The organism is Pseudoxanthomonas sp. 134C1 (assembly GCF_057773065.1).
In genome coordinates, this window is sequence record NZ_JBYMTH010000006.1 from 213,879 (window position 1) to 234,965 (window position 21,087).

Below are 21,087 nucleotides of genomic sequence, written 5' to 3' on the forward strand. Positions count from 1 at the left end.
TGGCGCGACTCCTCCGAACGAGCCCTCCCCGTCCCGTGCGTGTCCTGATCGTTGATGACCATACCCTGGTGCGCGCCGGCATCGGCCGCCTGCTCCAGTCGATCGCGGATGTGGACGTGGTGGCCGAGGCCTCGGACGCGCAGCAGGCGCTGGACATGGCGGCGATCCACCGGCCCGACGTGATCCTGCTGGACCTGTCCCTGCCCGACCGCAGTGGCCTGGATCTGCTCAAGCCGCTGAAGGAATCGCTGCCGCAGACCAAGGTCGTGATCATGTCGATGCACAACGATCCCGGCCAGGTGCGCAGCGCGCTGGATCGCGGTTGCGCGGGCTTCGTGGTCAAGGAAGCCGCGCCGATGGAACTGGAACTGGCCCTGCGCGCCGCCGCCGCCGGCCAGGTGTTCCTGAGTCCGCAGGTGTCGTCGAAGATGCTGGCGCCGATGCTGGGCCAGGCCCGGCCTACCGGCATCGATGCGCTTTCGCCGCGCCAGCGCCAGATCCTGCGCAAGCTCGGCGGCGGCATGAGCAGCAAGGAAATCGCCGCCCACCTGGGCATCAGCGTCAAGACGGTGGAAACCCATCGCGCGCGCATGATGGAGTCGCTGGGCTGCCGGCGCGCCAACGACTTGCTGTTGCTGGCCGCGCGCCACCAGAACGATTTGGCCTGAGCCTTGCAGGACAGGGGGACGCCCGCCGTCCCCGCGGCGGCGTACCGTCACCGCCCTTCCCCGGATCCGCCCGCAACGCCTCCCCCGCCACCCACCTGACACCTTCCAGCGTCCAAAGTCCGGCGATGTCGGGGAAACCCCGACAGCGCGCTCGGGCATGCCCCGACCACAACCAGAAACGCCCTGATTCTTTTTCCGCCACGCGCGGCGCAAAGTTTCCCCACGACGTGAAATCCACGTGAACGTCGCATCGGGGCAACGGGGCAAATGGGGATTTAGGGATGAAGACGGGACTCACCACGCAGCTTGGTCAACAACTGCACCTGACGCCGCAGTTGCTGCAATCGATCCGGCTGCTGCAACTGGATGGCCTGCAACTGGAAATGGAAGTCCGCCGCGCGCTGGACGCCAACCCGCTGCTGGAACTGGAAGAGGAATCCACCACCGCCGAAGACCGCACCGACGCGGACGGCGCCCGCCTGGAAACCGCCGCCTTCGACGAACTGCCCGAAGCCTCGATGTGGGACGTGCATGGCGGCAGCTGGCAGGACGGTGACGAAGACCGCCTGCAACGCCTGGAAGACGCCGGCAGCACCGATCCGCAACTGCGCGCCCTGCAGGCGCTGGCGCTGGAACTGGATCCGGCCACGCTGGAAGTGGCCGCCTTCTGGCTGGAACACACCGATGAAGCCGGCTACCTGACCGCCGACGCGCAGGCGCTAGCCGCGCAGGCCGCCGAACGCTTCGCGGTGGACGCCGCCGACGCCGAAACCATCCGCCAGCGCATCCTGCACGGCGAATGCGCCGGTCTGGCCGCGCGGGATCTGCGCGAATGCCTGCGCGTGCAACTGGCCACCCTGCCCGGTCGCGTGCCGGCCCGCCACATCGCCGCCCGCATCCTCGACGAAGCGCTGGATCTGCTGGCCGCGCACGACGAAAACGCGCTGGCCGCGCGCCTGCACCTGGATCCGGAACAGATCCGCGAAGGCATCCGCGTGATCCTGTCGCTGCAGCCGCGTCCGGCCGAGGTCCTGCTGCCGGTGCCGGCCAGCCACATCGTGCCGGACGTGGTGGCCTGGCACGCCGACTGCGCCTGGCGAGTCGCGCTGAACCCGGCCACCACCCCGCGCCTGTCGGTGTCGCCGCTGCACGAACGCGCGCTGGATCAGCTGGACCCGAAGGCCGAACAGAACGAGGGCGCCCGCCGCCTGCGTGAACTGCTGCAGGAAGCCCGCTGGCTGACCCGCGGCCTGTCGATGCGCTACGAGACCCTGCTGCGCACCGCCCGCGCCATCGTCGAACGCCAGGCCGGCTTCCTTACCCAGGGCGACGAGGCGATGGCGCCACTGACCCTGAAGGAAATCGCCGACGAAATCGGCATGCACGAATCCACCATCTCGCGCATCACCACCGGCAAGTACATGCAGACCCCGCGCGGGACTTTCGAGCTGAAGCATTTCTTCGCGGTGCGGCTGGAAGGCGCCAGCGTGTCCGGTCCGGCCGTGCGCGCGATGGTGCGTCGGCTGATCGAGAACGAGCCGGCGCACAAGCCGCTGGCCGACGAGGCCATCGCCGGCCTGCTGGCCCGCCAGGGCATCCACATCGCCCGCCGCACCGTGGCCAAGTACCGCGAACAGCTGGACATCGCCTCCGCGCGCGACCGTCGGCGCGGTAACGTGTCGACCTTGGCCAGGGCCGGATAAGGAAGCACGCGCATGAACAAGATCACCGTACTGCTGGTCGACGACCACGAAGGCTTCATCAACGCGGCCATCCGCCACCTGCGCAAGCTGGATTGGCTGGAAGTCGTCGGCCGGGCCGGCAACGGCCTGGAGGCCATCGAGCGCTCCGAGACGCTGCGCCCGGACGTGGTGCTGATGGACCTGGCCATGCCCGAGATGGGCGGCCTGCAGGCCACCCGCCTGATCAAGACCCAGGACCAGGCCCCGTTCGTGGTCATCGCCAGCCATTTCGACGACGCCGAGCACCGCGAGCACGCCGCCCGCGCCGGCGCCGATGAATTCGTCAGCAAGCTTTCCTACATCCAGGAAGTGCTGCCCATCCTGGAAAAGTTCAGAGACAACCGCCATGAGTGAATCCCGAATCCTCGTCCTCGACGCCGACGCCGCCCGCGCGGTGCGGGTGACCGATCTGCTGGAGTTCATGGATCTGACCCCGCGCTGGGCCGCCGAGACCGGCGATGTCGACATCAACCGGCACCGCCCGCACGACTTCATGGCCGTGATCGTCGGCCGGATCGAGGAGAGCGCGGCGACCCGGGCGTTCTTCGCCTGGCTGGGCAACGTGCCGCTGCCGCCGCCGGTGCTGCTGCTGGACGGCGAACCGGCCACCTTCGCCAACGCCCACGGCCTGCATGAAGCCGGGGTCTGGCCGCTGGACACGCCGATCCGCCACAACCAGCTGGAAAGCTGCCTGCGCCGCGCCAGCCTCAAGCGCCTGGACACCGAGCACCAGGCCCAGACCGCGCAGGGCAACGGCCCGACCGGCAACAGCCAGGCGGTGGTGCGCCTGCGCCGGCTGATCGATCAGGTCGCGGCCTTCGACACCACCGTGCTGGTGCTGGGCGAATCCGGCACCGGCAAGGAAGTGGTGGCGCGCGCGGTCCACGAATACTCCCCGCGCCGCGATGGTCCGTTCGTGGCCATCAACTGCGGCGCGATTCCGCCGGATCTGCTGGAAAGCGAACTGTTCGGCCACGAGAAAGGCGCCTTCACCGGTGCGCTGAGCGCGCGCAAGGGCCGCTTCGAAATGGCCGAGGGCGGCACTCTGCTGCTGGACGAAATCGGCGACATGAGCCTGCCGATGCAGGTCAAGCTGCTGCGGGTGCTGCAGGAACGCAGCTTCGAACGCGTCGGCGGCAACCAGACCATCCGCTGCAACGTGCGGGTGATCGCCGCGACCCACCGCAACCTGGAAGATCGCATCGCCGAGGGCCACTTCCGCGAGGATCTGTTCTACCGCCTCAATGTGTTCCCGATCGAGATGCCCGCCCTGCGCGAGCGCCTGGACGATTTGCCGGCCCTGGTCACCACCCTGGCGATGCAGCTGGCGCGCACCGGCCGCGGCGAGGTGCGCTTCGCCGACGAGACCCTGCAGGCGCTGCGCGCCTACCCCTGGCCGGGCAACGTGCGCGAGCTGACCAACCTGGTCGAGCGCATGGCGGTGCTGCATCCCGGCGGCCTGGTCCGGGTCCAGGATCTGCCGCGCCGCTACCAGCCGGAAGACGGCGCCATCCCGGCGATGCCCGCGAGCGAGGCGCAGGCCGCGGCCGCGTCGAGCGCGCCCTCCCTCGCGACGGCCGCTGATGCTCCCGCCACGTTGGCGCAGGCTTCGGCCGACCGCCTGCCGGAAGACGGCATCGACCTGCGCGAGCACATCGCCCGGATCGAACTGAACCTGATCCGCGACGCCCTGGATCGCGCCGGCGGCGTGGTCGCCCACGCCGCCCAGCTGCTCGGCCTGCGCCGCACCACCCTGGTGGAAAAGCTGCGCAAGTACGGGGTGGAACGCGAGGACGCGCTGGCGACGGAAAACTGACAGGCCAGGCGCGGCGGTTGCGGCACGCATCTTGCACCGATAACCCCAGACACTCCGTCGAACGCCCGCGCCCATGTCCGATTCCGTCGCTTCCATCCTCTCCCAGATCCGCAGTTACCAGCACCAGCTGGGCACGCGCACGCTGGAGCCGGTGCAGAACCCGAACGCGGTCCAGTTCGGCCAGCCGGCGGTCAAGGCACCCAGCTTCGGCGAAACCCTGCAGAACGCCCTGCAGGGCGTGAACGATGCGCAGAAGACCGCGGGCGCGCTGTCGCAGGCGTTCGAACTCGGCGACCCGCGTGCGGATCTGGCGCGGGTGATGGTCGCCGCCCAGCAGTCGCAGGTCGCGTTCCGCGCCACCGTCGAAGTCCGCAACCGTCTCGTCCAGGCCTACCAGGACGTGATGAACATGCCGCTGTAACCCACTCGCCTCGCCTGAGCCCGAACGCACCGGAACCGCACGCCCATGGCCCTGACCCTGTCCAAGGAATCGCTGAAGGAATCGCTGAACGCCGAGAAGGCGGGCGCGGCGCTGTCGAAAATCCAGGACTTCCCGGTGTTCCGCCAGTTCGGCACGCTGCTGATGATCGCCGGCGCGGTCGCGGTCGGCCTGATGGTGTTCTTTTGGTCGCAGAAGCCCGACTTCACCCCGCTCTACACCGGCCTGGACGCCAAGGCCACCGCCGAAGCCACCGACCTGCTGCGCGCCGCGCAGATTCCGTTCCAGCTCGATCAGGCCAGCGGCGGCATTTCGGTGCCGGCGGAAAACCTGCACGACGCCCGCCTGAAGCTGGCGGGCTCCGGCCTGGCCGAGAACGGTCGCCTGGGTTTCGAGCTGATGGAACGCGATCCCGGTTTCGGCGTCAGCCAGTTCGTCGAGAACGCGCGCTACCAGCACGCGCTGGAGACCGAGCTGGTGCGCACCATCACCACCCTGCGCCCGGTCCGCGACGCGCGCGTGCACCTGGCCATTCCCAAGCCCTCCGCGTTCACCCGCCAGCGCGAGGTCGCCAGCGCCTCGGTGGTGCTGGACCTGCGCTCGGGCGCGATGCTGGAACGCAATCAGGTCGACGCCATCGTGCACCTGGTGTCCTCCAGCATTCCGGATCTGGCGCCGGAGCGGGTGACCGTGGTCGACCAGAGCGGCCGCATGCTGACCATCAGCGATCCCAACAGCGAGGCCGCGCTCAACGCCGCCCAGTTCGAGCGCGTGCGCAAGCTGGAGACCTCGCTCAACCAGCGCATCAAGGAATTGCTGGAACCGCTGACCGGCCCCGGCCGGGTCAACGCCGAAGTCGCGGTGGACATGGACTTCTCGGTGGTCGAGGAAGCGCGCGAGACCTTCGCCAACGATCCGGCCAAGGTGCGCAGCGAGCAGGTCAGCCAGAACACCGTCGCCCAGCCCGGTCCGGAAGGCGTGCCCGGCGCGACCAGCAATACCCCGCCCGGGCCGAACGCGGCCGCCGCGCCGAATCCCGCCGCGCCGGTGGAAACGGCCAGCAGCGCCACCCGCAATTTCGAGATGGACCGCACCCTGCAGCACACCCGCCAGCCCGCCGGCCGGGTCCGCCGGGTCACCGCCGCGGTGCTGGTCGATCACGTGCCGCGCGCCGGCGCCAACGGCAAGACCACGATGGTGCCGCTGGACGCGGCCACCCTCGCCCGGGTCGAATCACTGGTGAAGGAAGCGGTGGGTTTCGACACCACCCGTGGCGACTCGGTGTCGGTGATGAACGCGCCCTTCGTGCGCGAGCCGGTGCCGGTCGAGGACGTGCCGTTCTGGGACAGCCCGTGGCTGCAGAACCCGATGGTGCGCGACATCGCACGCTATGGCCTGGGCGCAATCGTGGTGCTGGCGCTGCTGTTCGGCGTGCTGCGTCCGGCGATGCGCCAGATCATCCACCCCCGCGCGAAGCGGGCCGCGCCCGACGCGGTCGACGTGAGCCTGGTCGACGACGGCGACGAGGATGCCCGCATCGTCGCCGCGCTGCGCCAGGATCACGCCGAGATCAGCGTGCCGCGCGCGCTGGCCTCGGACGCCTACGAGGATCGCCTGCGCCACGCCCGCGAGGCGGTGAAGAACGACTCCAAGCAGGTCGCGCAGGTGGTCAAGGACTGGGTGGCCAGCGATGACTAATCCGAACGTCTCCGACCTGACCGGCGTGCAGCGCGCCGCCGTCCTGCTGCTCTCGCTCGGCGAGCAGGACGCCGCCGAAGTGCTCAAGCACATGAACGCCAAGGAAGTGCAGAAGCTGGGCATCGCCATGGCCACCATCAGCGGCATCAGCCGCGAGCAGGTGCTGCAGGTGATGGACACCTTCAACCACTCGCTGGAAAAGCAGACCTCGCTGGGCATGGGCGCCGACGACTACGTGCGCAAGGTGCTGGTGCAGGCGCTGGGCGAGGACAAGGCTGGCAGCCTGATCGACCGCATCCTGCTGGGCCGCAACACCACCGGTCTGGATACCCTGAAGTGGATGGATCCGCGCGCCATCGCCGATCTGGTCCGCAACGAACATCCGCAGATCATCGCCATCGTGCTCTCGCACCTTGACGGCGACCAGGCGGCCGAAACCCTGAAGATGCTGCCCGAGCGCGCGCGCTCGGACGTGCTGCTGCGCATCGCCACCCTGGACGGCATCCCGCCCAACGCGCTCAACGAACTCAACGAGATCATGGAGCGCCAGTTCTCCGGCAACCAGAACCTCAAGTCCTCCACCATCGGCGGCATCAAGGTGGCGGCCAACATCCTCAACTTCATGGACAGCGGCCAGGACCAGACCATCCTGGGCGCGATCAACCAGATCGATTCCGAACTGGGCGCGCGCATCCAGGACCTGATGTTCGTGTTCGACAATCTGATCGACCTGGACGACCGCGAGCTGCAGGCCATGCTGCGCGAAGTGCCCAACGACCGCCTGGGCCTGGCCCTGCGCGGCGCCGACGCCAAGGTGCGCGAGAAGATCACCCGCAACATGTCCCAGCGCGCGGCCCAGATCCTGATGGAGGACATGGAAGCGCGCGGCCCGGTGCGGCTGTCCGACGTGGAAGGCGCACAGAAGGAAATCCTCGCCATCGTCCGCCGCCTCGCCGACCAGGGCGTCATTTCGCTCAACGCCAGCAGTGAGGAGATGGTATGAGCGATCCCGTGCGCTGGATGGCCCCGCCGCTGGACTTCGTGGCCCGCCGCGAACCCGCGACCGATGTGCCGGTGCTGCGTCCGCCGAGCCTGGAGGAAATCCAGGCCATCGAGGAAGCCGCCTACCGCGAGGGACTGGAACGCGGCCGCGCCGAAGGGCACGCCGAGGGTTTCGCCCAGGGCCAGACCGACGTGCGCCGGTTGACCGCGCAGATCGAGGGCATCCTGGACAACTTCTCGCGCCCGCTGGACCGGCTGGAGAACGAAGTGATGGGCGCGCTGTCGGAACTGGCGGTGCGCATCGCCGGCAGCCTGGTCGGCCGCGCTTACCAGGCCGACCCGATGCTGCTGTCTGAACTGGCCAGCGCCGCGCTCGACGCGGTCGGCGGCGCCAGCCGCGAGGTGGAACTGCGCCTGCATCCGGACGACATCGCCGCGCTGACGCCGGTGCTGTCGATGATGCCGTCCACCCGCCTGACCGCCGACACCTCGCTCAGCCGCGGCGACCTGCGCGTGCATGCCGAGAGCGTGCGCATCGACGGCACCCTGGAAGCGCGCCTGCGCGGCGCGCTGGAAAACGTGCTGCAACGCGGAGGCGCCCTCGGATGAGCGCGCAACCGCTGGAATGGCTGAATGCGCGCGACCTGCGGCTGGCCGCGCGACTGTCGCAGATCCGCCCCAACCTGGGCAGCCACGGCCTGATCCGCGAAGGCATCCTGCGCCGCGCGGTCGGCCTGACCCTGGAAGCCATCGGCTGCGAGGCGCCGCTGGGCGCCACCTGCAAGGTCGAAGTGGTCGACGGCGGCTGGGTCGATGCGGAGGTGGTCGGCTTCGCCGGCGAACGCACCTACCTGATGCCCAGCGCCGAACTGCACGGCCTGCTGCCGAATGCGCGGGTGGTGCCGTTGCGCCGCCGTGGCGGCGTGGAAGTCGGCGAAGGCCTGCTCGGCCGGGTCATCGATTCGGACGGCGTGCCGCTGGACGGACGCGGCCCGATCCGCGCCGAATCCACCGTGAGCCTGTCGGGCGTGGCGATCAATCCGCTCTCCCGCGAGCCCATCACCCAACCGCTGGACGTGGGCGTGCGCGCGATCAACGCGCTGCTGCCGATCGGCCGCGGCCAGCGCGTCGGCCTGTTCGCCGGCTCGGGCGTCGGCAAGTCGACCCTGCTGGGCATGATGACCCGCTACACCGCCGCCGACGTGATCGTGGTCGGCCTGATCGGCGAACGCGGCCGCGAAGTGCGCGACTTCGTCGAGAGCACGCTCGGCCCGGTGGGCCTGGCGCGCGCGGTGGTGGTCGCCAGTCCGGCCGACCGGCCGCCTCTGGCGCGCCTGCAGGGCGCCTATCGCGCCACCGCGATCGCCGAGTGGTTCCGCGATCAGGGACTGAACGTGCTGCTGCTGATGGATTCGCTGACCCGCTTCGCCCAGGCCCAGCGCGAAATCGGTCTGTCGGTGGGCGAGCCGCCGACGACCCGCGGTTACCCGCCCTCGGTGTTCGCGCGCCTGCCGGCGCTGGTCGAACGCGCCGGCAACGGTTCGGCCGGGCGCGGTTCCATCACCGCCTTCTACACGGTGCTGACCGAAGGCGACGATCCGCAGGATCCGATCGCCGACGCCGCCCGCGCGATCCTCGACGGCCACATCCTGCTCTCGCGCCGGGTCGCCGACAGCGGCCTGTACCCGGCCATCGATGTGGAATCCTCGGTCAGCCGCGTGGTCACCGAGATCGCCGACGAGACCTGGCGCGATCGCATCCGCAAACTCAAGCGACTGCTGTCGGCCTACACCAGCAACCGCGATCTGATCGCCATCGGCGCCTACCAGCGCGGCAGCGATCCGACCGTCGACGAGGCCCTGGAACGGTGGCCGGAGATCGTCGAGTTCCTCGGCCAGGACGTGGCCCGCTCGGCGGATCTGCGGGACAGCCGCGACGCGCTGGAGCAACTGGTCGAACGCAATGCGCAAGCCCGCAAGGAACCCTAAGCCATGATGCAATCCCGTCGAATCGATCCGCTGCTGCGCCGCGCCCAGGAGAAGGAAGACGCGGTCGCCCGCGATCTGGCCGAGCGCCAGCGCACCCTGGCGATGCACGAATCGCGGCTGGAGGAACTGCGTCGCTACGCCGACGAATACGCCGGCAGCCAGATGGCCGCGACCAGCCCCGCGCAGCTGGCCAACCGGCGGGCCTTCCTGGATCGCCTGGACAATGCGGTGCAGCAGCAGGCGCAGACCGTGGACCGCAGCCGCGCCAGCGTGGACATCGAGCGCGACCGCCTGCTGCTGGCCAGCCGCGACAAGCAGGTGCTGGAGCAGCTGGCCGCCAGCTACCGGGTGCAGGAACACCAGGTGGTCGAGCGCCGCAACCAGCGCGAGATGGATGACCTGGGCGCGCGCCGCGCCCGCCTGGCGGCGACGGCCGCCGCCGAGGAAACCGAGGAGAGCAAGTGAAGGCGGACGCTTCCGGATGGCTGTCCGGCATCGCGGGCAATCCGCCCGCCGGTGCTTCGGCGGCGAACGGTGCCCGCCCCGCCGGCGCGGAAGACCCGGCGCCCGCCTTCGATCGCCTGCTGCGGCGCGCATCATCGCCGCCGCGTTCCGAACGCACCACCGGTACCGAAACGCGTGACCGTGATGCCGCGCCCGCGCGGGAACGCGCGAAACCCGCCTCGACCGACACTTCCGCCACGCGCTCCCGCGATACGCGCACCGACGCCTCCAGGCGCGGCGATGTCGCCGCCAGCGACACCGCCGTCGACGAATCCCCCGTCGAACACGCATCGAAGCGGGAACCCGGCGAGAAAGCCGACGCCGCGGCGTGGCCGCCGGCGGGTCTCGTCCTGCCGATGATTCCGCCGCTTCCCGAAAACATGCCCGGGTCATCCGCCATTCCAGCCGTGGACGCCGCCGACGGCCTGTCCGCGTTGCCGCTGACGCTTTCCACCGGACCGCGCACGGCCGGCGGCGGCACGGCGCCGATCGGATTCACGCGCCTCGGGGAAGGCGTCTCCGGCGATGCCGCGACGCAGATGGACGCGACGCCCGCCGGTCCGCCGCCTTTCGGCGAAATCGTCGCCACCGCCGGCAACGCGTCGCGCGACGCCGCGCAACCGGCGCTCCCGGCCGCTACGGCGCCCGCCGCGCTCCCGCTGGCCGAGCTCGCGAACATCAGTGAACCGTTGCCGCCCGCCCTCGCCGCCGGTCTGGCCGCGCTCAAGGATCTGAGCGGCGACGCCGGCAACGACGCCGACGCGCCGACGCCCGTCTCCGCCTCGTTGCTCGGCGCGCCCGCGCCGGTGTCCGATCACGGCCTGGCCCGCACCGCCACGGTCAATCCGCTGGCGTCGATGACGCCGGATCTGCGCGGCGACCGCTTCGGTGACACCCTCGGCGCCCAGATGACCTGGATGGCCGAGCAGAAGATCGGCCATGCCCACATCCGGGTCAGTCCCGGCGATCTGGGCGCCATCGAGGTCAGCCTGCGGCTGGACGGCGATCGCGTGCATGCGGATTTCAGCAGCGCGCAGCCGGAAGTCCGGCAGGCGCTGCAGGACAGTCTGCCGCGCCTGCGCGAGATGCTGGGGCAGCAGGGATTCCAGTTGGCGCAGGCCGATGTGGGGCATCGCCAGCAGTCCTCTTCGCAGTCGTCGACGCCTTCGTCTTCGTCCGCGGGCGGACGGAGTGACGGGGGGGCGGCGGAGTCCGGACAGGGGGCGGTGACGACGACGGTGCGGACGTTGCGGGGGCTGGTGGACGCCTACGCGTGATCTGTTGGCTGGATCTTGGTTCAACCATTGCCGCGTGATCGTGTTGTCTTGGGGATGTTTTGTTTTCGGGCGCTGTCGCGGGAGTTTTCGTTGGTAGCCACCGATGGTGCGCTCGCCGCGGGGCGTCCCTTTCTTTGCTTGTGCAAAGAAAGGAACCAAAGAAACACACCCCTGGCGGCGTGCCCTGCGCTGCGCTCCGGGTCCGCAATCGGTCCGGGAATTTTCGGAAGGGGCCTCCTGCCCCTGCCGAAAACGGCGCACGTCCTGTGCGCCGCCCTGCGGGTTTTACCCGGCCCGCTTGCCACGCCTGAACGGGGCCCCGAAAAGCAAAGGCAAGGGCGAAGACAAGAACAACAACAACGGCTCAGCGGGCAATTGTCTGCTCCTGCTCTTCGCTTTGGCATTTGCTCTCGGGGCCCCTTCCGCAGCGGTGGCGACGGTGGGCAAACCCGCAGGGCGCCGCACAAGGATGTGCGGCGTTTTGGGTCGGCACAGGAGGTGCCGTCCCAAAATTCCCGCCGGCGACACGAACCCCGGCCGCGCAGCGGCTGGGGCGCGAAGGCCGGGGTGTGCTTTCTTTGGTTACTTTCTTTGCACAAGCAAAGAAAGTGACGCCTCGCGGCGAGCGCACCATGGCCGGCGGCCGATAGCGACGACGCGCACCAGCGCCCATTCGCCGTACCCAAACGAATCAACCGCCGGACAAATGGCGCGGTGGGCCAATGCCCATGAGGCCCTGTGGCACCCCGCCGGATTTCCGGCGCCCACGCGCCAGCCCCACGGCACACCCCTTGCATCCCCTCCCCCGTCCACCCAGGAGATGCCCCGCGTGCCCCCCGCCGAGAAACCCGACCCCAAGCTGCTCAAACCCGCGCCCAAGGCGGGCAAGCCCTGGCTGATCATCGGCCTGGTCGCGCTCATCGCCGCCGGCGCGGCCGGTGGCGGCGCCTGGTTCTTCGCCTCCCGCAACGCCACGCCCGCCAAGCCCGCAGCCAAGGCCGCGCCCGAAGCCTCCAAGGTCCCCGCCCCCGCGCAGTACTTCGCCCTGGAACCGCCCTTCGTGGTCAACCTGATCGGCTCGGCCGGCGGCGCCCGTTACCTGCAGGTCGAGGTGCAGCTGATGACCCGGGATCCGGAATCGCTCAAGGCCATCGAACTGCACGCCCCGGCCCTGCGCGCCAAGCTGCTGATGCTGTTCGCCCAGCAGAACGCCGAAGAGCTGATCACCCGCGCCGGCAAGGAGAAGCTGCAGGCGCAGGCGCTGGCCGAGGTGCGCAAGCTGATGAAGGCCGAGACCGGCAAGCCCGGCGCCGAGCAATTGCTGTTCACCAGTTTCGTGATGCAGTGAGGGAAAGCCCGCGATGATGAGCGACCTGCTTTCGCAAGACGAAATCGACGCCCTGCTGCATGGCGTCGATTCCGGCGCGATCGGCACCGACGAGCCGCCGCCGGATCCCGGCGTCGCCCGCCTGTACGACTTCGCCAGCCAGGACCGCATCGTCCGCGGCCGCCTGCCCACGCTGGAGATGATCAACGAGCGCTTCATCCGCACCTGGCGCATCGGCCTGTTCAACCTGCTGCGCCGCTCGGCCGACCTGTCGGTGCGCGGCATCGAGATGATCAAGTTCGGCGAGTACCTGCATTCGCTCTACGTGCCGACCAACCTCAACCTGATCCGGCTCAAGCCGCTGCGCGGCGTCGGCCTGATCGTGTTCGAGCCCAAGCTGGTCTACACGGTGGTGGACAACTTCTTCGGCGGTGACGGCCGCTACCCGGCCAAGATCGAGGGCCGCGAGTTCACCGCCACCGAGATGCGGGTCATCCACCTGCTGCTCAAGCAGACCTTCACCGATCTGATCGACGCCTGGGCACCGGTGATGCCGGTCGATTTCGAGTACATCAACTCGGAAGTCAATCCGCACTTCGCCAACATCGTCAGTCCGCGCGAGTACGTGGTGGTCAGCCGCTTCCACGTCGAACTCGACGGCGGCGGCGGTGATCTGCACATCACCCTGCCCTATTCCATGCTGGAGCCGATCCGCGAACTGCTCGACGCCGGCATCCAGTCCGACCGCGTGCATGACGACGACAGCTTCCGCGAAAGCGTCAACGATCTGCTGCGCGGCGCCGAGGTCACCCTGTCCAGCGTACTGGCCGAGAAGCGCATCAGCCTGCGCGATCTCACCCGCCTCAAGGTGGGCGACGTGCTGCCCATCGACCTGCCGCGCACGGTGCCGGTCTGCGTCGAACAGGTGCCGGTGTTCACCGGCGAGTTCGGCACTTCCAACGGCAACAACGCCGTGAAGATCCTCGCCCACCGTCCTCCCGGCGCGCTGGTCACGCCACCGCCCGCGGCCCCTTCGCTCGCCTCGACCGCTTCCGACATCGCCACCCAGGATTCCCAGCCATGAACCAACCCCTCTCCGAAGAAGCCGCCGCCGCGCAATTCGAGGCCCTGCAGGCCGACGCCGGACGCAGCCTCAGCGACATGAGCCTGGACGTCATCCTGGACGTGCCGGTGGTGCTGTCGCTGGAAGTCGGCCGCACCCGCATCCCGATCCGCAATCTGCTGCAGCTCAACCAGGGCTCGGTGGTGGAACTGGAGCGCGGCGCGGGCGAACCGCTGGACGTGCTCGTCAACGGCACCCTGATCGCCCACGGCGAAGTGGTGGTCGTCAACGAACGCTTCGGCGTGCGCCTGACCGATGTGGTCAGCCCCAGCGAACGCATCCGTCGCCTGCGTTGATGCCCATGTCGTTCGCGCTTCCCCTCCTCGCCGCGGCCGCCGCGCCCGCGCAGAAGATCGGCCACGCGGCGCCCGCGACGCCCGCGACGCCTGGCATCGGCGGCGCGCTGGTCGGGCTGATCCTGGTGCTGGGCCTGATCCTCGGTCTGGCCTGGCTGCTCAAGCGCCTGCCCGGCACCGGCCTGGGCCTGCGCCCGAACGATCAACTGCGGGTGGTCACCAGCCTGTCGGTCGGGACCAAGGAACGCCTGCTGGTGGTCGAAGTCGGCGGTGAACAGCTGTTGCTGGGTGTCAGCGCGGGGGGCATCGCCAACCTGCATCGCCTGCCCCAACCGCTGCCGCCGGTACCGGTACAGCCCCTGCCCAACTTCGCCGAACTGCTGGCCAAGCGCCTGCGCAAAGAGAAATGACGATGCGTCGCCTGTTGCCCTTCCTGCTCTGCCTGTGGCTGCTGGCCGCGCCCGTGCTGGCCTTCGCGCAGAACGCGCAGGCCGCCGCGACACCCGCGACGCCCGCCGCCGCGAACACCGCCGCGCCGTCCGCGCCCGCGACGCCGGGCAAGCCGACCCTGCCCTCGCTGCCGGACGTCAACGTCGGCCAGATCGGCGATCGCAACGTCAGCCTGCCGCTGCAGACGCTGCTGCTGATGACGGCGATCACCCTGATCCCGTCGATCCTGCTGGCGATGACCGCGTTCACCCGCATCATCATCGTGCTCGGCCTGCTGCGGCAGGCGCTGGGTACCGGCCAGACGCCCTCCAACCAGGTGCTGGTCGGCCTGGCGCTGTTCCTGACCATGCTGGTGATGATGCCGGTCGGCGAAAAGGCGTGGGCGCAGGGCATGGCCCCGTACCTGGACGGCCAGATCGATTTCTCCACCGCATGGACACTCACCACCGGGCCACTGCGCGACTTCATGCTGGCGCAGGTGCGCGAAACCGACCTGATGACCTTCGCCGGCATGGCCGGTCACGCCAGCTACGCGGGTCCGGCCGACGTGCCGTTCCCGATCGTGGTGGCCTCTTTTCTCACCAGCGAACTGAAGACCGCCTTCGAAATCGGCTTCCTGATTTTCATCCCGTTCGTGATCATCGACCTGGTGGTCGCCAGCGTGCTGATGTCGATGGGCATGATGATGCTCTCGCCGATGCTGGTCTCCGCCCCCTTCAAGATCCTGCTGTTCGTGCTGGTCGACGGCTGGGTGCTGATCGTCGGTTCGCTGGCGGCGAGTTTCAACTAGCCGGGAATGGGGAATCGGGAATGGAGAATCGTAACAGCGACTTCCCGGCGGCCCTGAGTTTCCTGCACTTCGATTCCCGATTCCCCATTCCCGATTCCCGATTCCCGTAGAAAATGACTCCCGAAACCGCTTTGACCGAACTGCGTGGTGGCCTCGAGATCGCGTTGTGGGTGGGAGGCCCGCTGTTGCTGGTGGTGCTGATCGTCGGCGTGGTCATCGGCGTGATCCAGGCGGCGACCCAGTTGAACGAACCCACCATCGCCTTCGTCGCCAAGGCCGTCGCGCTGACCGCGGCGCTGTTCGCCATGGGCGGCTATCTGATGGGCACGCTGGTGGAGTACACCACGGCGCTGTTCCAGCGGTTGCCGCACCTGATTGGGTGAGGCGATGACGGCGGTTGACCAGGCATCGCGGGGGAATCCCCCCCTGCCCCCCCTTCTGCAAAGGGGGGAATGTCCGGGTGCCGTCGTATTTCTTTCGCCAGGACGGCCCGCCGAGTGCGGTGATGAACCGGCGGGGCTGCGCGGATGAACGCCGCCACCCAGATGGTCATCGACGGGCAGCAGGCGTTTGGCCTGATCAACGCGCTGCTGTGGGTGATGCTGCGCACCGGCGCGATGCTGATGGCGATGCCGCTGGTCGGTACCCGCGCGGTGCCGGTGCGGGTGCGGGTGATCCTGGCCGGCGCGCTGTCACTGGCGCTGGCGCCGATGCTGCCGTCGCCGCCGACCCAGATTGCTTTCGATTCGATCAACGTGCTGACCGCCGCGCGCGAACTGGCGGTGGGCGCGTGCATCGGCTTCCTGCTGCGGTTGGCCTTCGAGGCCGGCGCGCTGGCGGGTGAACTGATTTCGCAGGGCACCGGTCTGGCCTTCGCGCAGATGTCCGACCCGCTGCGCGGCGTCAATTCCGGCGTGGTCGGCCAGTGGTTTTACCTGGCGTTCGGGCTGGTGTTCTTCACTCTCAACGGCCACCTCGCGCTGATCGCATTGCTGGTGGACAGCTATCACTCGCTGCCCATCGGCACCGCGCTGCCGGATCCGCAGGCGATGCTCCAGAGCGCACCGGCGTTCTTCATGCAGATCCTGCGCGCGGCGCTGAGCCTGGCGTTGCCGGTGATGGTGGCGATGCTGGCGGTGAATCTGGCCTTCGGCGTGCTGGGGCGCGCGGCGCCGGCGCTGAATCCGATCCAGTTGGGGTTGCCGACGGCGCTGTTGCTCGGATTGTTCCTGCTGGCGTTGTTGTCGGGGGAGCTGGGGCCGCCGGTGCAGCGCCTTTTCGATCAGACGTTCGACGCGGCGCGGCAGATCACGCCGTAGGGTGGCAAGGATCCACCGTTATCCTCGTTTTGCCTGCCTTCCCGCGTTCTTGAGCAAGACTTCCTCGCTGCTCTTACTCTACTGGGCGCTGACGCGCGGGCTGCTATCGGTTGGCGTAGATGGTGCGCTCGCCGCGAGGCCTTACTTTCTTTGCCTGTGCAAAGAAAGTAAGCAAAGAAAGCACACCCCGGTCCTCGCGCTCCAGCCGCTACGCGGCCGGGGTTCGTGTCGCCGGCGGGAATTTTGGGACGGCACCTCCTGTGCCGACCCAAAACGCCGCACATCCTTGTGCGGCGCCCTTCGGGTTTGCCCACCGGCGCCACCGCTGCGGATGGGCCCCAAGAGCAAAGACAAAGGCAAAGGCAACAACACCAGCGCACTCAATGCAGATCTCTTGCAGTTGCTGTTGCTGTTGCGTCTGCTCTTCGGGGCCCCGTTCAGGCGTGGCAAGCGGGCCGGGTAAAACCCGCAGGGCGGCGCACAGGACGTGCGCCGTTTTCGGCAGGGGCAGGATGCCCCTTCCGAAAATTCCCGGACTGATTGCGCACCCGGAGCGAAGCGCAGGGCACGCCGCCAGGGGTGTGTTTCTTTGGTTACTTTCTTTGCACAAGCAAAGAAGTGCTTCTCAACAGCCGAATGGCTGGTCAAGTGACGCCCCGCGGCGAGCGCGCAATCGGTGAGAACCGATAGCGACCAGCGCGACAGCGCCCACTACCACTACGATGACGAACGAAGAGCAAAAGAAAAAAACGGAGCCAAAGCCACAGCAGCCGAGCAGGCTCGCGCTCTACGCTTCGGATCGCCCGGACGCCCGCGTTCTGCTCACATCCGGACACGATGACAAGGCGAGCCCCTACACCGCCGCCTTGCGCAACAACGCGGCATCCTCGCTACGCAAATCGCGCTCCCGCCCGATCAGATGCACATCGTTCAAGCAGGGCCGCGAAAGCCGATGCACCCGCACCCGCGCGCGGTATGCGCTTCCCAACGCCGAATCCAGCGGCACGACCGACCAACCCCGTCCCTGCGCCACGCTTTCCAGCGCCTCCTCCAGCTCGTCGAAATGATCGCTGCGCTGCCAGCGCGCCGGCAGCGGCAATCGCTGGCTCTCGAACCAGCGGAAGAACACGTACTCGAACTCCTCGTAGGTCACGAACGGCAGCGCCGCGATATCCGCCGCGCGCGGCGTCGCACGGCGTGTCTTCGGCCCGACCAGCGCCAGTTCCTCGCTGCCCAGCGGCACCGAGGCGATCCCCGTGGTCACCAGCGGGCGGTAGCTCACGCCCAGCGCCACCCGTCCGGTTTCCAGCAAGGCCAGCACCTGGCTGGCGGTGCGGAACAGCACTTCCAGTGGACGCCCTTCGGGCAGCAGCGTCAGCAGGCGCGGCACCAACCGATAGCGACCGAAGCCGGACACGCAGGCGATCCGCAGCGGCTCGGCGCCCACGTCCTCGCGCACGTTTTCCCAGGCCTGGCCCAGATCCAGGTAGGCGCGTTCGATGGAGGCCGCCAGCACCCGACCGCGCGGCGTCAGCACCAGCCGGCTGCCGTTGCGGCGGAACAACGGCGTGCCGAGCTGGCCTTCGAGCTGTTGCAGGTCGTAGGTCACCGCCGACGGTGACTTGTGCAACGCGCGGGCGGCGGCATTGACGCCGCCTTCGGCGACCACGGTGCGGAACACGGCGAGGCGACGGAAATCGGGAAGCATCGGCCGGCGGGAAGCGGGAGGAACGCCGATGGTAAGCCGTGGGCGATCATTCCATGTCATCGAATGGCGGCGCCGGGATTTGAAATGGCCGGCGGCGTCCGGGCGGCCTAGGCTGACACCATCTCCTTCGCCGGAAAAACCACCATGCGACTCCTGTCCGCCGTCCTGTTGCTGGCTGCGCTGCTGCCTGGCATCCCCGCCGCTTCGGCCGCCAATCCCGCCGCTTCCACCCGCGACAGCGGCGATGCCGCCCACCTGTTCGGCTACTGGCCCAAGCCCGGCCAGCGTGCCGCGTTCGACGAAGGCTACCGCCGGCACCTGGTCTGGCACCGGCAGACCGGGGATCCGCTGGTGTGGTACGGCTGGTACGTCAGCGACGGCCAGCGCGCCGGCATGTTCGTCGACGGCAGTTTCGGCGCGCCGTTCGCCGCGTTTGATCGACGCGTCGATCCGGCCGGCGACGGCGCCGACGCCGCGCGCAACGTCACTCCGTTCGTGGAACCGGCGCTGCGCGCCAGTTACCGGTTGCGGCGGGACCTGAGCAGCGGCTTTCCGCTGGAACGCTGGCAGCCTTCGCCGCGGCTGCTGGTCACCCGCTATGTGGTGCGGCCGGGCGCCCGCGCCGCGTTCGAACGGGCGGTGCGGATCGCCCGCGCGGCGCTGCCGGCCGACGCGCCCGCGCACAGCTGGTACGAGCCGGTCAGCGGCGACGCACCCGGCTATCTGCATCTGGTCGCGCTGCGCGGATGGCAGGACCACGACCGCACCGGTGGCGCCAGCCTGGAAGCCGGGCTCGCCGCATCCGCCGATCCGCAGGCGGTCGATGCCGCTGCCGCGCTGGTCACGGCCGTCGTGTCGGCGGACACCGAAACCTGGGAATACCGCGCCGATCTGAGCCTGATCCCGGCCCGCTGAATGCCCCACCCTCCTGTGGGAGCGACGTGAGTCGCGAAGAGCCGCCGGAATCCCGAATCGCGACTCACGTCGCTCCCACAGAGCGGTCCATCCTGGGTGCCGGGATGTCGGGGTTCCGGTCGCGACCGACGTCGCTCCTGCAGGCGTTGCCCGGCGGTCCGGCAACGGTTCCTTGACGGGATTCACCCGAAGTCGGAATTCCGGCACTAGACTTGCATCGGGAAAGACGACGAAATCACGATGCGGGCGCCATCGGGCGCCAGACTTGACCGGGATGACCCCCAAGAACCGCGACATCCGCCTGGAACTGATCACCCTGTTGGGCGTGACCACGACCGTGGTGATCGCCGCGTTCGCGATCTACCGGCTGGTGCACGGCGATCTGACCGCGCTGCTGGTGGACGCGCTCATCGCCGGCGCCATCCTCGGGGTGGTGATTTACGCCCGCGCCAGCGGCAACAGCCAGCGCGCCGGCAACCTGCTGTGCGTGCTCAATTCCTGCGGTTGCCTGCTGGCGGTCGCCTTGATCGGCCCGATTGCCCTGACCTGGCTGTACCTGGTGCTGTTGACCAACTTCTTCCTGGCCGACCGCCGGCTGGCGCTGGGGGCCGGGCTCGCCATGCTGGTGGCGCTGTGCGTGCTGCCCGGAATTTTCCCCGACGTGTTCCACGCGATCTCCACCCTGGTGACGGCGGCGCTGACCGCGCTGTTCTCCTACATCTTCGCCACCCGCAGCCAGGACGACCGGGTCGAGCTGCAGGAACTGGCCTCGCTGGATGCGCTGACCAACGTTCCCAACCGCCGGATGATGGAACGCGCCTTGACCCACGCGGTCGAGCAGCAGGCATTGGGCCGGGCACGATATGGCCTGATCGTGCTGGATCTGGACCGTTTCAAGGAGGTCAACGACCTCTACGGCCACGCGGCCGGTGACGACGCCATCGCCAACCTGGCCTCGATCCTGCGTTTCGAGATGCGAAAGGACGATCAGGTGTTCCGGTTCGGCGGCGAGGAGTTCGTGGTGCTGCTGCAGGCCGGCAACCGCGACGAGTTGGAAGCGGCCACGGAGCGCCTGCGCAAGGCGGTGCGCGCTTCGTTGCGCGGGCCGGGTGGGCGCATCACCATTTCCCTGGGCGGTGCCCTGCTTGGCCACGAGCGCGATTGGCATGATTGGTTCTCGCATGCGGACGCGGCGCTGTACCGGGCCAAGTCCAACGGGCGCGACAATTACGTGATTGCCGAAGATCTGTTCTGAGTCGGTATCCGTACGAGGTTAGCGGCGCTGACGCATGAGGTTTTTGTACTTTTCTGGCGCTGGCGCGCGTCATTGCTAGCGGTTGTCACGGATGGCGCGCTCGCCGCGGGGCGTCACTTTCTTTGCTTGTGCAAAGAAAGTAACCAAAGAAAGCACACCCCGGCCTTCGCGCCCCAGCCGCTACGCGGCCGGGGTTCGTGTCGCCGGCGGTAATTTTGGGACGGCACATCCTGTGCCGACCCAAAACGCCGCACATCCTTGTGCGGCGCCCTTCGGGTTTGCCCACCGCCGCCACCGCTGCGGAAGGGGGCCCGAGAGCAAATACCAAAGCAAAAAGCAGGAGCAGGCAACTCCCGTTGGAGCTGTTGCTGTTGCTGTTGCTGTTGTTCTTGCCTTTGCTTTTCGGGGACCCCGTTCAGGCGTGGCAAGCGGGCCGGGTAAAACCCGCAGGGCGGCGCACAGGACGTGCGCCGTTTTCGGCAGGGGCAGGAGGCCCCTTCCGAAAATTCCCGGACCGATTGCGGACCCGGAGCGCACAGCGCGCAGGGCACGCCGCCCAGGGGTGTGCTTTCTTTTGGTTACTTTTCTTTGCACAAGCAAAGAAAAGTGACTCCCGCGGAAGGCGCGTAGACATCCCGTGCCCGCGGGGCATCGCGCACCAGCGCCCCGAAAGCGGCCAAACGCCCCTCCCACCAGACAAAGCCGGATCCCCCCCGACACGGACGCCCGCCCGGTTTCCGTCACCCGACTGGAACGGGACTTGCACCAAC

The 21,087-nt window shown here is 68.6% G+C and carries 21 protein-coding genes; 20 read left to right on the forward strand and 1 reads right to left on the reverse strand.

From position 1 onward, the window contains the following. The first annotated feature begins 35 nt into the window (after nucleotides 1-35). The 18 genes from AC3DEZ_RS13465 to fliR all read left to right on the forward strand — a co-directional run bounded on the left by AC3DEZ_RS13465 (nucleotide 36) and on the right by fliR (nucleotide 16,439). The gene (locus tag AC3DEZ_RS13465; protein WP_141452599.1) at nucleotides 36-668 is read left to right on the forward strand and encodes a response regulator; all 633 of its coding nucleotides are present in this window, start codon (nucleotides 36-38) and stop codon (nucleotides 666-668) included. Nucleotides 669-949: 281 nt separating this feature from the next. Further along, nucleotides 950-2,371 carry an RNA polymerase factor sigma-54 gene (rpoN, locus tag AC3DEZ_RS13470; protein WP_488388669.1) on the forward strand — a complete coding sequence of 474 codons (1,422 nt, stop codon included), beginning with the start codon at nucleotides 950-952 and terminating at the stop codon, nucleotides 2,369-2,371. Nucleotides 2,372-2,383: 12 nt separating this feature from the next. Beyond that, the gene (locus AC3DEZ_RS13475; protein WP_447102424.1) at nucleotides 2,384-2,764 is read left to right on the forward strand and encodes a response regulator; all 381 of its coding nucleotides are present in this window, start codon (nucleotides 2,384-2,386) and stop codon (nucleotides 2,762-2,764) included. After that, the gene (locus AC3DEZ_RS13480) at nucleotides 2,757-4,226 is read left to right on the forward strand and encodes a sigma-54 dependent transcriptional regulator (RefSeq protein ID WP_488388670.1); all 1,470 of its coding nucleotides are present in this window, start codon (nucleotides 2,757-2,759) and stop codon (nucleotides 4,224-4,226) included. Before AC3DEZ_RS13475 ends, AC3DEZ_RS13480 begins: the two co-directional genes overlap by 8 nt. Before the next feature lie 73 nt (nucleotides 4,227-4,299). Next, on the forward strand, nucleotides 4,300-4,647 hold the full coding sequence (fliE, locus tag AC3DEZ_RS13485; protein ID WP_295382278.1) for a flagellar hook-basal body complex protein FliE: 348 nt from the start codon (nucleotides 4,300-4,302) through the stop codon (nucleotides 4,645-4,647). Between the two features lie 45 nt (nucleotides 4,648-4,692). Further along, nucleotides 4,693-6,363, forward strand: coding sequence for a flagellar basal-body MS-ring/collar protein FliF (fliF, locus tag AC3DEZ_RS13490; protein WP_488388671.1), 1,671 nt, complete (start codon nucleotides 4,693-4,695; stop codon nucleotides 6,361-6,363). A 16-nt stretch (nucleotides 6,364-6,379) separates the two neighbouring features. Then, nucleotides 6,380-7,366 carry a flagellar motor switch protein FliG gene (fliG, locus tag AC3DEZ_RS13495; RefSeq protein ID WP_440469439.1) on the forward strand — a complete coding sequence of 329 codons (987 nt, stop codon included), beginning with the start codon at nucleotides 6,380-6,382 and terminating at the stop codon, nucleotides 7,364-7,366. After that, nucleotides 7,363-7,974, forward strand: coding sequence for a FliH/SctL family protein (locus AC3DEZ_RS13500; protein ID WP_488388672.1), 612 nt, complete (start codon nucleotides 7,363-7,365; stop codon nucleotides 7,972-7,974). The genes fliG and AC3DEZ_RS13500 overlap by 4 nt, the downstream gene beginning before the upstream one ends. Next, a complete protein-coding gene (gene fliI, locus AC3DEZ_RS13505; protein ID WP_488388673.1) occupies nucleotides 7,971-9,353 on the forward strand; it encodes a flagellar protein export ATPase FliI in 1,383 nt (460 codons plus the stop codon). The genes AC3DEZ_RS13500 and fliI overlap by 4 nt, the downstream gene beginning before the upstream one ends. Nucleotides 9,354-9,356: 3 nt before the next feature. Beyond that, nucleotides 9,357-9,818 carry a flagellar export protein FliJ gene (gene fliJ, locus AC3DEZ_RS13510; protein ID WP_447102431.1) on the forward strand — a complete coding sequence of 154 codons (462 nt, stop codon included), beginning with the start codon at nucleotides 9,357-9,359 and terminating at the stop codon, nucleotides 9,816-9,818. Continuing rightward, complete coding sequence (locus tag AC3DEZ_RS13515; protein ID WP_488388674.1) at nucleotides 9,815-11,134, forward strand: flagellar hook-length control protein FliK; 1,320 nt, start codon at nucleotides 9,815-9,817, stop codon at nucleotides 11,132-11,134. Before fliJ ends, AC3DEZ_RS13515 begins: the two co-directional genes overlap by 4 nt. An 820-nt stretch (nucleotides 11,135-11,954) precedes the next feature. Further along, complete coding sequence (locus AC3DEZ_RS13520) at nucleotides 11,955-12,482, forward strand: flagellar basal body-associated FliL family protein (RefSeq protein WP_488388675.1); 528 nt, start codon at nucleotides 11,955-11,957, stop codon at nucleotides 12,480-12,482. Between the two features lie 16 nt (nucleotides 12,483-12,498). Further along, nucleotides 12,499-13,545: a flagellar motor switch protein FliM gene (gene fliM / locus AC3DEZ_RS13525; RefSeq protein ID WP_447102434.1), complete on the forward strand. Its 1,047-nt coding sequence runs from the start codon at nucleotides 12,499-12,501 to the stop codon at nucleotides 13,543-13,545. Continuing rightward, the gene (fliN, locus tag AC3DEZ_RS13530) at nucleotides 13,542-13,880 is read left to right on the forward strand and encodes a flagellar motor switch protein FliN (protein WP_488388676.1); all 339 of its coding nucleotides are present in this window, start codon (nucleotides 13,542-13,544) and stop codon (nucleotides 13,878-13,880) included. Before fliM ends, fliN begins: the two co-directional genes overlap by 4 nt. A gap of 5 nt (nucleotides 13,881-13,885) precedes the next feature. Further along, nucleotides 13,886-14,290, forward strand: coding sequence for a flagellar biosynthetic protein FliO (gene fliO, locus AC3DEZ_RS13535; protein WP_488388677.1), 405 nt, complete (start codon nucleotides 13,886-13,888; stop codon nucleotides 14,288-14,290). Next, the gene (fliP, locus tag AC3DEZ_RS13540) at nucleotides 14,287-15,120 is read left to right on the forward strand and encodes a flagellar type III secretion system pore protein FliP (protein WP_488388678.1); all 834 of its coding nucleotides are present in this window, start codon (nucleotides 14,287-14,289) and stop codon (nucleotides 15,118-15,120) included. The genes fliO and fliP overlap by 4 nt, the downstream gene beginning before the upstream one ends. A gap of 113 nt (nucleotides 15,121-15,233) precedes the next feature. Next, a complete protein-coding gene (locus AC3DEZ_RS13545) occupies nucleotides 15,234-15,503 on the forward strand; it encodes a flagellar biosynthetic protein FliQ (protein WP_488388679.1) in 270 nt (89 codons plus the stop codon). Nucleotides 15,504-15,647: 144 nt separating this feature from the next. Beyond that, the gene (gene fliR / locus AC3DEZ_RS13550; protein WP_488388680.1) at nucleotides 15,648-16,439 is read left to right on the forward strand and encodes a flagellar biosynthetic protein FliR; all 792 of its coding nucleotides are present in this window, start codon (nucleotides 15,648-15,650) and stop codon (nucleotides 16,437-16,439) included. An 853-nt stretch (nucleotides 16,440-17,292) separates the two neighbouring features. Here fliR and AC3DEZ_RS13555 read toward each other — a convergent pair. Then, nucleotides 17,293-18,147: a LysR family transcriptional regulator gene (locus tag AC3DEZ_RS13555; RefSeq protein WP_488388681.1), complete on the reverse strand. Its 855-nt coding sequence runs from the start codon at nucleotides 18,145-18,147 to the stop codon at nucleotides 17,293-17,295. A gap of 144 nt (nucleotides 18,148-18,291) precedes the next feature. On the opposite strand from AC3DEZ_RS13555, the gene AC3DEZ_RS13560 reads away from it, so the two are divergent. Continuing rightward, entirely contained in the window at nucleotides 18,292-19,062 is a 771-nt protein-coding gene (locus AC3DEZ_RS13560) for a hypothetical protein (protein WP_488388682.1), read from the forward strand. A gap of 274 nt (nucleotides 19,063-19,336) precedes the next feature. Then, a complete protein-coding gene (locus AC3DEZ_RS13565) occupies nucleotides 19,337-20,317 on the forward strand; it encodes a GGDEF domain-containing protein (protein ID WP_488388683.1) in 981 nt (326 codons plus the stop codon). Nucleotides 20,318-21,087: the final 770 nt, after the last annotated feature.